This is a genomic window from Streptomyces sp. NPDC048002, assembly GCF_040653275.1.
Taxonomy (GTDB): Bacteria; Actinomycetota; Actinomycetes; order Streptomycetales; family Streptomycetaceae; genus Streptomyces.
Genome location: NZ_JBEZNL010000010.1, coordinates 85,246 through 97,700, shown reverse-complemented (window position 1 = coordinate 97,700; position 12,455 = coordinate 85,246). Strand labels below are relative to the sequence as shown.

At 71.4% G+C, this 12,455-nt stretch carries 11 protein-coding genes and 2 pseudogenes; 5 read left to right on the top strand and 8 right to left on the bottom strand.

Annotated features, from left to right (window positions below; genetic code table 11):
- Positions 1–231: 231 nt before the first annotated feature.
- Positions 232–484: pseudogene (locus AB0E07_RS15730) on the top strand (hypothetical protein).
- Between the two features lie 50 nt (positions 485–534).
- On the opposite strand, the gene AB0E07_RS15725 reads toward AB0E07_RS15730, so the two are convergent.
- Both AB0E07_RS15725 and AB0E07_RS15720 read right to left on the bottom strand, forming a co-directional pair.
- Complete coding sequence (locus tag AB0E07_RS15725) at positions 535–1,113, bottom strand: HD domain-containing protein (RefSeq protein ID WP_362251040.1); 579 nt, start codon at positions 1,111–1,113, stop codon at positions 535–537.
- Between the two features lie 13 nt (positions 1,114–1,126).
- Entirely contained in the window at positions 1,127–2,239 is a 1,113-nt protein-coding gene (locus AB0E07_RS15720; RefSeq protein WP_362251037.1) for a helix-turn-helix transcriptional regulator, read from the bottom strand.
- Positions 2,240–2,364: 125 nt separating this feature from the next.
- Here AB0E07_RS15720 and AB0E07_RS15715 point away from each other — a divergent pair, with 125 nt between their 5' ends.
- The 4 genes and pseudogenes from AB0E07_RS15715 to AB0E07_RS15700 all read left to right on the top strand — a co-directional run bounded on the left by AB0E07_RS15715 (position 2,365) and on the right by AB0E07_RS15700 (position 5,600).
- Positions 2,365–2,895 carry a DUF6415 family natural product biosynthesis protein gene (locus AB0E07_RS15715; protein ID WP_362251034.1) on the top strand — a complete coding sequence of 177 codons (531 nt, stop codon included), beginning with the start codon at positions 2,365–2,367 and terminating at the stop codon, positions 2,893–2,895.
- A 221-nt stretch (positions 2,896–3,116) separates the two neighbouring features.
- A complete protein-coding gene (locus tag AB0E07_RS15710; protein WP_362251031.1) occupies positions 3,117–4,289 on the top strand; it encodes a methyltransferase domain-containing protein in 1,173 nt (390 codons plus the stop codon).
- Positions 4,290–4,342: 53 nt separating this feature from the next.
- A pseudogene (locus AB0E07_RS15705) lies at positions 4,343–4,671 on the top strand (M1 family aminopeptidase); the annotation flags it as partial.
- Between the two features lie 224 nt (positions 4,672–4,895).
- The gene (locus AB0E07_RS15700) at positions 4,896–5,600 is read left to right on the top strand and encodes a MerR family transcriptional regulator (RefSeq protein WP_362251028.1); all 705 of its coding nucleotides are present in this window, start codon (positions 4,896–4,898) and stop codon (positions 5,598–5,600) included.
- Between the two features lie 14 nt (positions 5,601–5,614).
- Here AB0E07_RS15700 and AB0E07_RS15695 read toward each other — a convergent pair whose 3' ends face one another.
- The 6 genes from AB0E07_RS15695 to AB0E07_RS15670 all read right to left on the bottom strand — a co-directional run bounded on the left by AB0E07_RS15695 (position 5,615) and on the right by AB0E07_RS15670 (position 12,434).
- The gene (locus AB0E07_RS15695; RefSeq protein WP_362251024.1) at positions 5,615–6,019 is read right to left on the bottom strand and encodes a thiamine pyrophosphate-binding protein; all 405 of its coding nucleotides are present in this window, start codon (positions 6,017–6,019) and stop codon (positions 5,615–5,617) included.
- A 182-nt stretch (positions 6,020–6,201) separates the two neighbouring features.
- The gene (locus AB0E07_RS15690; protein WP_362251021.1) at positions 6,202–8,370 is read right to left on the bottom strand and encodes a 3-hydroxyacyl-CoA dehydrogenase NAD-binding domain-containing protein; all 2,169 of its coding nucleotides are present in this window, start codon (positions 8,368–8,370) and stop codon (positions 6,202–6,204) included.
- Between the two features lie 41 nt (positions 8,371–8,411).
- Positions 8,412–9,626: an acetyl-CoA C-acetyltransferase gene (locus tag AB0E07_RS15685; RefSeq protein ID WP_362251018.1), complete on the bottom strand. Its 1,215-nt coding sequence runs from the start codon at positions 9,624–9,626 to the stop codon at positions 8,412–8,414.
- A 21-nt stretch (positions 9,627–9,647) separates the two neighbouring features.
- Positions 9,648–10,790, bottom strand: coding sequence for an acyl-CoA dehydrogenase family protein (locus tag AB0E07_RS15680; RefSeq protein ID WP_362251016.1), 1,143 nt, complete (start codon positions 10,788–10,790; stop codon positions 9,648–9,650).
- Positions 10,787–11,917 carry a CaiB/BaiF CoA-transferase family protein gene (locus AB0E07_RS15675; protein ID WP_362251013.1) on the bottom strand — a complete coding sequence of 377 codons (1,131 nt, stop codon included), beginning with the start codon at positions 11,915–11,917 and terminating at the stop codon, positions 10,787–10,789. The genes AB0E07_RS15680 and AB0E07_RS15675 overlap by 4 nt, the downstream gene beginning before the upstream one ends.
- Before the next feature lie 136 nt (positions 11,918–12,053).
- Positions 12,054–12,434, bottom strand: coding sequence for an MmcQ/YjbR family DNA-binding protein (locus AB0E07_RS15670; protein WP_362251010.1), 381 nt, complete (start codon positions 12,432–12,434; stop codon positions 12,054–12,056).
- Positions 12,435–12,455 lie beyond the last annotated feature (21 nt).

The window sequence follows — 12,455 nt, the reverse complement described above, 5'->3', positions numbered from 1 at the left end:
CCGGTGGGAGGGGCGGGGCGGGGTGACTCGTGGCGGCCGAATGGCGATCGTGTGACAGGCGCGGCGGTGGACACCTGCGGTGACACAGGGAGTGAATAGGGTCCGAACAGACTTCGGTCCCCAACGACTTGGAGCTTTCGTGCACCGCAGATTCTTCGCGCCCGGCGCGCTCGCGGCGGCCTCCGTACTGCTGGCACACGACGTGGGCGCGCTGGTCCGCGCGAGTCGCTCGTGACGGTCCCCGAGACCTCCGTAGCTGTCGATCTGGAGCGCCCTCCGGGGGACGGTTGAGACTGGTTTCGCGCGGGTTGACGGCAAGCTCGATCTTCTGTCGCAGCGTGGTGACCAGACGGACCGGAGACTCGACGACCACGAACAGCGCCTGGACGCGATCGAGCGGTCACGCTGGCCGCTTCCCACCATTGCCGCTCTCGCGGGTGTCGCGGGAGCGGCCACGGGCGCTGTTGCACTGTTCACACGATGACTGCGGCCCGCTCTCCTCCGGGAGGGCGGGCCGCTTTCGTGTGTCTGGACTCAGTGAATTTCGCCGAGGCTACTGCGTAGCCAGTCGAGTGGATCCGACGCGAGGAGTTGGTCCGCGAGCGCGATGGCCGTCTTGGTGACAAGGCGGCCGCGGCTGTTGTCGATCCAGCGCTGCGCCAGTTCGTAGCCCTGGGCCTTGTACTCGATGCCCTGCAGCATGCACTCCAGCTTGTCCGCATCGCGGGCGCAGATCGCCTCGGCGGATTCCCGGCCCTCGTACTCTGCCACCAGGTCCCGGACTGTTGATGCCAGGACTTCTGGCCAGCCTGCGACCTGGTCGGCGGTCACGGCCTGCGGATCGGGTTCGTCTGCGTATCGCTTGGCGAGGTGGTTCAGGTCGCCGGTACGTGTCTCCTGCGAGTCGTGCCACACCGCGAGGAACGCCGCGCGCGCCGGATCGGCACCTTCCAACTTGGCGATCACGGAGGCGATCAGCGAGGTTCGCCATGCGTGCTCGGCAACGCTCTCCGGGTCGCGTACGCCGGCCATCCACCAGCCGGTCCGCTTCGACTGCTTCAGCGTTCCCGCTTCGAACAGGAACCGCGCCACCTGGGCCAACTCGTCGGCCACCGTCGGTCTCCTCTCACGCCTCGGCGAGGCGGATTGCGTATGCGATGCTCTCCAGCTCGCGGCGGCCGCGAGCTGACAGCCCACGGCTATCCAACATGATCGGCAGCCGATCGTGCAGGGCCCGGCTAGCAGCTCCGGACGTGAGCAGGTTCGGGCGGATGGCGAGCAGAGACCATAACGAGTGGATGTTCAGGTCCACGTAGCCGTGGTGCGGCGCGAGCCCCTGCGCCAGGTGCAGGAGCAGCTTGTCACCAGGCCACGGCATCGGCGACGACGAGGCGATGAAGTCATCCGACAGCTCCAGGTTCGTGGCCTCGCCCACCCAGTACGCCCAGTAGCGCAGGTTCGCCGACTCGCCGTTGTCGTCCCCGACAAGCTCCGTGTCGATGAAGTGGCCCATGCGGTCCCGGTCCCCGTGCCGGGCCGCGACGGCCGCTACGGAGCGCGCGTTCAGCCAGTCGATGAGCCAGCTGCTAGGCCGTTCCGTGCCCTGCTGGTGCGCGAGCCACTCGGCGGTGTCCGCCTCGTCGTCGTAGCCCGACAGGTACAGGGCCTGACGCCGCAAGAGGAACTGGTCCGCACGGCGGGCCCGTTCGGCGGTCTGCCGCATGCGGTCGAAGAACCGGCGCCGGTCGCCAGCAGCGAGTTCGGGTGCCGACGGCACCGGGCCGCGACGCGGCCGCGGCGGGGCAGGTGCCTCGCGCACGGGCTGAGGCGGGATGCCGTTGAGCGGCCAGGCCAGTACGGCGACCAGGTCGCGCTGCATGACCCAGGCCCCGAGGGGGCTCTCATCGACGGGCATCTCGTCGTCCAGGGCGCTGGCCAGGAGGACATCCGCTTCCATCCCGCGTTCGAGGGCCTGCAGGAGCGTTGGCGCGGTGCCCATCTGCATGAGGCGGTGGCGCAGTACGAGCATCTGCCCGACAGGGATCGCCGTGAGCGGCCGCCGCCCGGACTCCCACCCGGCGACCGTGTCCGGGGACAGCCTGAGCTGGGCCGCGGCTTCCTCCTGGGTGTAGCCGAGTTGCTCTCGGATGACCCGGAACACGTACCCGCTGATGACCCCGATCCGGGGACGCGCCGAACCCCGACTGCCAGTCGGGGTTTCGCTCGGTCTCGACGGCATGAACCCACCAACCCCCGCGCGCTACCACGTGCTTACCCGTACTCGCGGTCACTTCAGGCCGCGATCGCCGCTTCCTACCGTTGAGGTAGTCAGCTAGCCACCGAGCGTATAGGGAAGGCGCGGCCGTGGACTCCCTCGTGCCCAAGACGACCCGACCGGGCGACCCGCCCCCGACCGCCGAGCGGACGACACAGCGGGTTGACGTCTCCGCCGCGCGGAAGACCGTGTCGGCGGTGCTCCCGCCGGATACGACCCCTGCCGATCCGGCCACGCTGGCGGAGATCACCGCGACACTGCGAGGGCACATGCAGCGCCTCATTCCGGCAGTCGAGCAGGCAGCCAGGCAGCAGCCCCCCGATGACGTGCCGCGGCTCGTGGCTCTCGTCTGTGTCCGCGAGGCCCGCGGGAAACTGGGCGCCAGGCCCGGGCTGCTGCCCGGCGACCCCGCGGCGTACGCCCGCAGACTCGGCCGGTCCCTGCTGGCACTGTGCGACCACTACGACGCGCTCACCGGCGTCCGTGCGTGCCTCGCCTGCGACCAGCCCATCCGCGACGGCGAGGACAGCCAGCCCTACAGCCAGGACAGCGCCTCCGGGGGCGCGATCACCCCGGGCCGGATCCACGCGCGGTGTGCCAACACCGTGCGCGTCCACTGAAACGGCCGTACCGCCCAACCTGAAGTTGCGGCGGCACGGGGCCGATCGCCTTCCCACACGAGTGGGTGGCGATGAAGATGAACGAATCGACAAGGAGACCCACATGGACATGATGCGGATGGCCGGCGGTGGCGGGGACGGCGACGGTCTGCCCGGTGAGCCGTGGCCCGGCCCGGAGGAGCCCCCGTCCCCCGACGGTGGCCCGAGGGTCACCGGCTGACATGCCAGTCGACGAGATGTCGGAGGAGCGGTCCGCCCTGGGCCGCTCTCTCCTGGAGCGCAAGGCGTTGGCGTCCGACTGGGCGCCCAGCTTCGCGGCCGTGCCCCGGGCGCAGTTCCTGCCCGAGGTGATCTGGCCCTACGAGATGGTTACCGGCAACTCCGCCACCGTGGACCGCCGCGAGGACCCCGCGGCATGGGCCGGGTACGCGGACTCGGACGTGCCGATCGTGACCCAGTGGGACGACGGAACGTCGGACGAACCGGGCGGTACGGCGACGTCGTCGGCGAGCATGCCGAGCGTGGTGTTCCGCATGCTCGACGACCTGGCGGTGATGCCCGGGCACCGCGTGCTGGAGATCGGCACGGGGACAGGCTGGAACGCGGCCCTCCTCGCCCACCGCCTCGGGAAGGACTCGGTGGTCAGCATTGAGGTGGATCCGGTCGTCGCGGCCGAGGCACGGGCCCGCCTCGCCCGTGCAGACCTGCCGATCGTCGTGCTCACCCGGGACGGCGCCGAGGGCGACCCAAGCGGGGGACCGTATGACCGGATCATCGCCACCGCCGGCGTTCGAAGGATCCCGCCCGCGTGGATCGACCAGACCGTCCCCGGCGGCCTGATCGTCGCCCCCTGGGGCACGCACTACGGGCACCAGGACGCCATCGTGCGCCTGGAGGTAGCCGCCGACGGGGCCACCGCGTCCGGGCGGTTCCGGCGGCCGGCGGAGTTCATGAAGTTGCGCGAGCAGCGGCTGGAGTTCGCCGGGCACCACGCCTACGCGCCAGAGGGCCTGGGCGACGCCGACCGCAGCACGACCGATGTCACCGAGGCCGACCTCCTCGGCGGGGACCAGTTCGCCGCGTGTCGGTTCGCGGTGGGTCTGCGGGTGCGCGACTGCCACCACCGTGCCGCCGAGCGGCGCGACGGGGCACGGCCGGTCTGGTTCTACAGCCTGTCCGACAGCAGTTGGTCGTGCGTCATGTTCCGCGAGGGGAAGGAGCAGGCGCACGTCTGGCAGTCCGGCCCGCGCCGCCTGTGGGACGAGGTGGCGGCCGCGCTGCAGTGGTGGCACGAGCAGGAGCGGCCCGGGCACGAGCGGTTCGGGTTGACGGCCACGGTCGAGGGCGCCCAGCGGGTGTGGCTCGACGAGCCCACGAACAGCTGGGCAGTCTGAGAAACGCCTCGGCCCGCCCGCCCTTTCCTGGCGCGGGCGGGCCGAGGTCAGTCGACCAGTTCCACATCGCCGTCTACGACCGGGGCGCGCTGGCGATCCAGGCGCTGCGCAACGAGATCGGCGACGAGGACTTCTTCGCGATCCTGAAGGGCTGGACGCAGGAGCACGCCTACGGCAACGCGTCCGTGGCCGACTTCCGGTCCTATGCGGAGGAGGTCTCGGGGCAGCCGTTGGGGCGCTCTTCGACACGTGGCTGTACCAGCCGTCGAAGCCGGGGTCAGCCGCGGCGAGGACCGCGTCCGTCGCGCGGGACGCGGGCGTGCCGGTGCGGCCGGAGTCGTGGGTGAAGATCGCGGCGACGAACGGCGTGCACGCGCACTGAGCGCTCCGCCGGGGGTGCGGGGAGGCGTGGGTCGGGTGCGGGTGAGTCGTGGCCGGTCGCGCAGTGCCCCGCGCCCCTGGGTTGCCTCTGGCGGTCGAGGGGGCCGTGCGGGTGCGTCGTGGCCGGTCGCACAGTTCCTCGCGTCCCTCAACGCGCTGTTCGTCGCGGCCCTGAAGGGGGTGCGTGGGTTTCGCAGTGGTGGTGGGACAGTGATACTGCTGCATATGACGACCGACGCCGAGGGCCCGACCCTCACCATCGACGAACTGGCCGCGCGGGCGGGCGTCACGGTTCGTACCGTGCGGTTCTACGGGACCAAGGGCCTGTTGCCGCCGCCGGTGATCGGTCCGCGGCGGGTCGGGCACTACGGGCGGGACCACCTGGCGCGGCTCGCGCTGATCGAGGAGCTTCAGCAGCAGGGGATGACGCTGGCGGCGATCGAGCGGTACATGCAGCGGCTGCCGGCCGGGCTGGGTCCGGAGGACCTGGCCATCCACCGGGCCGTGGTGGCGTCCTGGACCCCGGACGCGGTCGAGACGGTGGACCGGGCCGAGCTGGAGCGGCGGGCGGGGCGGGGGCTGACCGGCGACGACCTGGCCCGGCTGGCCGCGATGGGCATGATCGCGGCGGACGGCGAGGTGTACCGGGTGGACGTCGGGGTGCTGCGGCTCGGGGTGCGGCTGCTCGACATGCCGCTGTCGCAGGAGGCGATCCTGGCCGCGCGCGAGGTGCTGATCGAGCATTCGCGGGCCGCCGCGCGGGAGTTGTCGCTGCTGTTCCGCGGCGAGGTGTCCGAACGGGCCGCGCACGACGTGAAGTCCCTCTCCGCCGACATGCAACCGCTGGTCGTGCAGGCCCTGTTGACTACCTTCCAGCGGTCGCTCAAGGAGGAGCTGCGGGAATGGGTGAAGGTCTCTGAGGTGGACTGACCAGCCTGAGACGTTCAGGGTGTGACCGGTGAGGAAGCCGCTGCCCTCGTCCACGACGTACAGCAGCGTTGACACCAGGTCGGACGGCTCCTGGGTGCGGGCCACCGCCTGTCGTGCCCGGACCTGCTCGAAACCGCCGTGCGGGAGCAACGAACGTTGAGCAGGCCGATGAGACCGTTGGCGAGGCCCGCGGCGATGTGCAGGCTGACGAAGGCGGGGCGGCGGGTGCCGCGGGCGTAGCCGTCGGCCATGGCGACGACGGTGCCCTCGTGGACGCCGAGGACGTACTCGGGGGGTTCCGGGGCGGCCGACAGGGCGGCCAGGAAGGGCAGTTCCGTGGTGCCGGGGTTGCCGAAGACGCGGTCCACGCCCTCGCCTCGGAGGATCTCCAGAAGGGCGAGGGCGGGACGGGTTCCCATACGGGACTCCTCGGAGGCGGGGACGGACCGGTGAGCGGTTCGCCGGTCAGCCTGCGGGGCGGTGGGGCGGGCGGCAAGCCGCCCGTATCGCTCAGCGGTACGCCCCCTTCCCCGGTTCCGAGAGCGCGGTTCCCGGGGCGGTCCGCCGGCCCGTTCTTCCGCCCGCCCCGGTCCCCGTCGCGTCAGGCGTCCCGGAACGTCTCCCCCCGGTCCGCCTTCTCCACCAGCAGGGCCGGCGGCGTGAAGCGGTCGCCGTAGCGTTCGGCGAGTTCCCGGGCGCGGGCCACGAAGCCCGGCAGGCCGCCCTCGTAACCGTTGACGTACTGGAGCACGCCGCCCGTCCAGCCGGGGAAGCCGATGCCGAAGATCGAGCCGATGTTGGCGTCGGCCACCGAGGTCAGCACGCCCTCCTCCAGGAGCCGGACGGTGTCCAGCGCCTCGGCGAAGAGCATCCGCTCCTGCATGTCGCGGAAGGGGATCTCCGCGTCCTCGCGGGTGAAGTGCTCGCGCAGGCCCGGCCAGAGCCCGGCCCGCCTGCCGCTCTCGTCGTAGTCGTAGAAGCCCGCTCCCCCGCTGCGGCCCGGCCGGTCGAACTCGTCGACCATGCGGTCGATGACGGCCTCCGCGGGGTGGGTGTCCCAGGTGCCGCCGGCTTCCTCCACGGCCCGCTTCGACTCGTTGCGGATCTTGCGCGGGAGGGTGAGCGTCAGCTCGTCCATCAGGGACAGGACCTTCGCCGGGTAGCCGGCCTGGGCGGCGGCCTGCTCCACGGACGCGGGCTCCACGCCCTCGCCGACCATCGACACGCCCTCGTTGATGAAGTGGCCGATGACGCGGGAGGTGAAGAAGCCGCGGGAGTCGTTGACGACGATCGGGGTCTTCTTGATCTGGCGGACCAGGTCGAAGGCGCGGGCGAGGGCCTCGTCGCCGGTGCGCTCGCCCTTGATGATCTCCACCAGGGGCATCTTGTCGACCGGCGAGAAGAAGTGCAGTCCGATGAAGTCGGCCTGGCGTTCGACGCCTTCGGCGAGCGCGGTGATCGGCAGCGTGGAGGTGTTGGAGCACAGCAGCGCGTCCGGCTCCACGAGGTGCTGGATCTCCTGGAAGACCTTGTGCTTCAGCTCCGGGTTCTCGAAGACGGCCTCGATGACCGCGTCGCAGCCGGCCACGTCCTGCGGGTCGGCCGTGGGTGTGATCCGGGCGAGCAGCGCGTCCGCCTTCTCCTGGGTGGTGCGGCCCCGGCTCACGGCCTTGGCGCACAGCTGCTCGGAGTAGGCCTTGCCCTTGGCCGCGGCTTCGGCGGTGACGTCCTTGAGGACCACGTCAATGCCGGCACGGGCGCACGAGTAGGCGATGCCGGCGCCCATCATCCCGGCGCCGAGGACGGCGACCCTCCGGACCGGGCGCGACTCGATCCCCCGGGGGCGGTTGGCGCCGGAGTTGACGGCCTGGAGGTCGAAGAAGAACGCCTGGATCATGTTCTTCGAGGTCTGTCCGGCGGCCAGTTCGACGAAGTAGCGCGCCTCGATGACCTGCGCGGTCTCGAAGTCGACCTGGGCGCCCTCGACCGCCGCGGCGAGGATGTTGCGCGGCGCCGGGTAGGGGGCGCCGCCCGTCTGCTTGCGCAGGTTGGCCGGGAAGGCGGGGAGGTTGGCCGCGAACTTGGGGTGGGCGGGGGTGCCGCCGGGGATGCGGTGTCCGGGGCGGTCCCAAGGCTGCTGGGACTCGGGGTTGGCCTCGATGAAGGCCCGCGCCTTGGCGAGCATCTCCTCGTGGGTGGCGGCGACGTCGTCGACGAGGCCGTTGTCCAGGGCGCGCCGCGGGGTGTACTGGGTGCCCTGGAGGAGGACCTTCAGCAGGGCGTCGGCGATGCCGAGCATGCGGACCGTGCGGACGACGCCGCCTCCGCCGGGGAGCAGGCCGAGGGTGACCTCGGGGCAGCCGATCTTGGAACCGGGCGCGTCGAGGGCGACGCGGTGGTGGCAGGCCAGGGCGATCTCGTAACCGCCGCCGAGCGCGGCGCCGTTCAGCGCGGCGACCACGGGCTTGCCGAGGGTCTCGATGCGGCGCAGGTTCCGCTTGATCGCCATCCCGCCGTCGAAGAGCTGCTGGGCGGTGTCGGGGGTGACCCGGATGAGGTCGCGCAGGTCGCCGCCGGCGAAGAAGGTCTTCTTGGCGGAGGTGATGATGACACCGCGGACGGTGTCCTTCTCGGCCTCCAGGCGGTCGGTGACCGCGGCGAGGGAGTCGCGGAACGCCTGGTTCATCGTGTTGGCGGACTGGCTGGGGTCGTCGATGACGAGGGTGACGACGCCGGTGCGGTCCTGTTCCCAGCGGATGGTCGTGGTCATGAGGGGATCTCCGTAGAAGTCGGTGGTGTCCGCTGGGCTGTTCAGATGCGTTCGACGATCGTGGCGATGCCCATGCCGCCGCCGACGCAGAGGGTGGCGAGGCCGTACCGCTTGTCCTGGCGCTCCAATTCGTCGACGAGCGTGCCGAGGATCATCGCGCCGGTGGCGCCGAGCGGGTGGCCCAGCGCGATGGCGCCGCCGTTGACGTTGACCTTGTCCAGCGACAGGCCCATGTCCTTCACGAAGCGCAGGACGACCGCCGCGAACGCCTCGTTGATCTCGACGAGGTCGATGTCGTCGATGGTCAGTCCGGCCTTGGCGAGCGCCTTGCGGGTGGCGGGGGCGGGACCGGTGAGCATGATGGTCGGCTCGGAGCCGGAGACGGCCGCGGAGACGATCCGCGCGCGGGGCGTGAGGCCGCCCCGCTCGCCGGCCTCCTTGGAGCCGATGGCGACCAGCGCCGCGCCGTCGACGATGCCGGAGGAGTTGCCCGCGTGGTGGACGTGGTCGATCTTCTCGACCCAGTGGTACTTCTGGAGCGCCACGGCGTCGAATCCGCCCAGTTCGCCGATGTCGGCGAAGGACGGCTTGAGCTTGGCCAGGGAGTCCGCGGTGGTGCCGGGGCGCATGTACTCGTCGTGGTCGAGGACCACCAGGCCGCCGCGGTCCCGGACGGGCACCACGGACCTCTCGAACCGGCCGTCCTTCCACGCCTCGGCCGCGCGCTCCTGCGACAGCTCCGCGTACTCGTCGACGTCGCGCCGGGAGAAGCCCTCGATCGTGGCGATCAGGTCGGCGCCGATGCCCTGGGGCACGAAGTTGGTCGCGAGGTTGGTCATCGGGTCGTTGAACCAGGCGCCGCCGTCGGAGGCCATCGGCACCCGGGACATGGACTCCACGCCACCCGCGAGGACGAGGTCCTCCCAGCCCGAACGGACCTTCATGGCGGCCATGTTGACCGCTTCCAGACCGGACGCACAGAAGCGGTTCTCCTGCACACCGGCGACGGTGTCCGGGAGCCCGGCGGCGACGGCGGCGATCCGGGCGATGTCCGAGCCCTGGTCGCCGACCGGCCCGACGACGCCGAGCACGATGTCGTCGATCGAGGCGGGGTCCAGGCCGGGGAACCGGTCGCGGAGTTCGTGGATGAGTCCGACGACCAGGTCGATGGGCTTGGTGCCGTGCAGGGCGCCGTTCGCCTTGCCGCGTCCGCGCGGGGTGCGGATCGCGTCGTACACGTACGCTTCGGTGCTCACAGGGAAGCCTTTCGGTGAGGGTCAGCCCAGGAGGGAGCGGCCGATGATCTCCTTCATGATCTCGGTCGTCCCGCCGTAGATGGTCTGGATGCGGCCGTCGGTGAAGGCCCGGGCCACGGGGTACTCGCTCATGTAGCCGTAGCCTCCGTGCAGTTGGAGGCAGCGGTCGGCGACGCGCTTCTGCAGTTCGGTGGCCCACCACTTGGCCATGGAGGCGTCCACGGCGTCGAGTCCGCCGTCCGCGTGCTCCTCCACGCAGCGGTCGAGGAAGGTGCGGGTGACGGCGCACTCGGTGGCCATCTCCGCGATCTCGAACCGGATGTGCTGCTTGGTGGCCAACGGCCGCCCGAACGCCTCGCGTTCCTTGACGTACCGGGTGGTGATCTCCAGCAGGTGCTCGGCGCCCGCTATGGCCGCGACCGCGATGCTCAGCCGCTCCTGGGCGAGGTTGGTCATCAGGTGGACGAAGGCGCCGTTGAGTTCGCCCAGGAGGTTCTCCTTGGGGACCTTCACGTCGCGGAAGAACAACTCGGCGGTGTCCTGGGCCTTCTGGCCGATCTTGTCGAGGTTGCGGCCGCGCTCGAAGCCCTCCGCGCCGCGCTCCACGACCAGCAGGGACAGTCCGTGCGCGCCGCCCTCCGGGGTGGTCCGGGCCACCACGATCACCAGGTCGGCGAGGATGCCGTTGGAGATGAAGGTCTTGGAGCCGTTGAGCAGCCAGTGGTCGCCGCGGTCCTCGGCCCGGGTCCTGATGCCCTGGAGGTCGCTGCCCGCGCCGGGCTCGGTCATGGCGATGGCGGTGATCAGCGAACCGTCGCAGAAGCCGGGCAGCCAGCGGCGCTTCTGCTCCTCGGTGCCCAGGCCGGTGAGGTACGGGCCGATGATGTCGTTGTGCAGTCCGAGGGCCAGCCCGGGGGTGCCGGCGCGGGTGAACTCCTCGGCGAGGACGGCGCTGTGGCGGAAGTCCGGGGTGCCGCCGCCCCCGTACTCCTCGGGGACCGCGAGGCCGAGCAGGCCCTGCCGGCCCGCCGCGAGCCAGGCGTCCCGGGAGACGACGCCGTCCTTCTCCCACTGCTCGTAGTGGGGCAGCACCTCCTTGGCGAGGAAGCCGCGCACGGTCTCCCGGAAGGCGTCGTGCTCGTCGGAGAGGATCCGGCGCTTCATTCGAGGCCCTTCGTCAGTTCGGGTACGTCCCAGTCGCGGGCCACGTCCGCGGTGTCGGCGCCGGGCAGCGCGGGCCCGGTGCGGACGGCGGTGGGGGTGGCGGAGAAGCGGGGCGCGGGGGCGGGCTGGGTGATGCCGTCGTGGTCGGTGAAGGTGCCCCGGGCGGCCAGGTGCGGGTGGCCGGGCGCCTCGCGCAGGGTGAGGACGGGGGCGACGCAGGCGTCGGAGCCCTCGAAGACGGCCGTCCACTCGTCGCGGGTACGGGTCAGGAAGCGGGCGGCGACCGCCTCGCGCAGCTCGCCCCAGCGGGTGAAGTCCCGGCGGGTGTCGGTGTGGCCCTCGATGCCGAGCAGGTGCAGGAACTCCTCGTAGAACCGCGGTTCGAGGGCGCCGACCGCCATGTACGCGCCGTCGGCGGTCTCGTAGGTGCCGTAGTAGGGGCAGCCGCCGTCGAGGAGGTTGGCGCCTCGGCGGTCCTGCCAGCCGCCGGCGGCGAGCATGCCGTGGATCATCGCGGAGAGGTGGGCGGTGCCGTCGACGATGGCGGCGTCGACGGTCTGGCCGGTGCCGGTCGCGCGGGCGTGGTGCAGGGCGGCGAGGACGCCGACGACGAGGTAGAGGGAGCCGCCCGCGTAGTCGCCGAGCAGGTTGGCGGGGGCGGGCGGGGGTTCGCCCGGGGCGCCGATCATGCCGAGGGCGCCGGTGACGGCGATGTAGCCGATGTCGTGTCCGGCGCGCGGGGCGAGCGGGCCGTCCTGGCCCCAGCCGGTCATCCGGCCGTAGACCAGCCGGGCGTTGCGGGCCCGGCAGGCTTCGGGGCCGACGCCGAGCCGCTCGGCGACGCCGGGGCGGTAGCCCTCGATCAGGATGTCGGCGCGGGCGACGAGGTCGAGGACCCGGGCGGGGCCGTCGGGCGCCTTCAGGTCGACGACCACCGAGCGCTTGTTGCGGTTGGTGACGTCGAACGCGGGGTCGATCGCGAGTCCGGGGCCGCCGGGGCGGTCCACGCGGACGACGTCGGCACCGAGGTCGGCGAGGAGCATCGCGGCGAACGGGCCGGGCCCGATGCCGGCCAGCTCCACGACGCGTACGCCGGTGAGCGGGCCGTGTGCTGGCGTCTTTGCCATCCGGTCCCCAGAGTCGGTGTGACACTACTGATGTAACACCAGGGATGTTAGGAAGTTGTCCCAGTGAGCACAAGACCTGAGCGAGCAAGCGCTTAGTCGACCTTACCGGAGGAGTGCCCGGGGGCTCCCGGACGCGTCACCGCCCGTCGAGTTCGGCCAGCAGCCGCTTCGGCGCGATCGTGCGGTAGCTCTCCTCCACCCAGTCGCACAGCAGTTCGGCGGCCGGGGCGCCCTTCCGCTCCAGCGGCACGCTGACCCAGCCCGATCTGCCCAGGCCGTAGCCCGCCGGCTCGGCGCCGGGGCAGGTCAGCGCGTGGGCGTGGGCGGCCTCGTCCTTGAGCTTCACGGTGACGCCGAGCGGATGACTGCCGTCGTCCACGCCGAGGAAGACGAACACCTTCTTGTTGACCTTCGCGACGGTCTCCCCCCAGGGGAACTCCTCCGTCGCGCCGGGCATGCCCAGGGCGAACTGGCGTACTTTCTCCCACTTCTTCAGGGCGTTCCGGTCCACGGCCATCCGCTGCCTCCCAGGTTGGTG

Bases quoted from the DNA above. Each gene is read 5' to 3' on its own strand.
- AB0E07_RS15720 (WP_362251037.1), bottom strand. From the start codon at position 2,239: ATGCCGTCGAGACCGAGCGAAACCCCGACTGGCAGTCGGGGTTCGGCG.
- AB0E07_RS15710 (WP_362251031.1), top strand. From the start codon at position 3,117: ATGCCAGTCGACGAGATGTCGGAGGAGCGGTCCGCCCTGGGCCGCTCT.
- AB0E07_RS15700 (WP_362251028.1), top strand. From the start codon at position 4,896: ATGACGACCGACGCCGAGGGCCCGACCCTCACCATCGACGAACTGGCC.
- AB0E07_RS15695 (WP_362251024.1), bottom strand. From the start codon at position 6,019: ATGGGAACCCGTCCCGCCCTCGCCCTTCTGGAGATCCTCCGAGGCGAG.
- AB0E07_RS15690 (WP_362251021.1), bottom strand. From the start codon at position 8,370: ATGACCACGACCATCCGCTGGGAACAGGACCGCACCGGCGTCGTCACC.
- AB0E07_RS15680 (WP_362251016.1), bottom strand. From the start codon at position 10,790: ATGAAGCGCCGGATCCTCTCCGACGAGCACGACGCCTTCCGGGAGACC.
- AB0E07_RS15675 (WP_362251013.1), bottom strand. From the start codon at position 11,917: ATGGCAAAGACGCCAGCACACGGCCCGCTCACCGGCGTACGCGTCGTG.
- AB0E07_RS15670 (WP_362251010.1), bottom strand. From the start codon at position 12,434: ATGGCCGTGGACCGGAACGCCCTGAAGAAGTGGGAGAAAGTACGCCAG.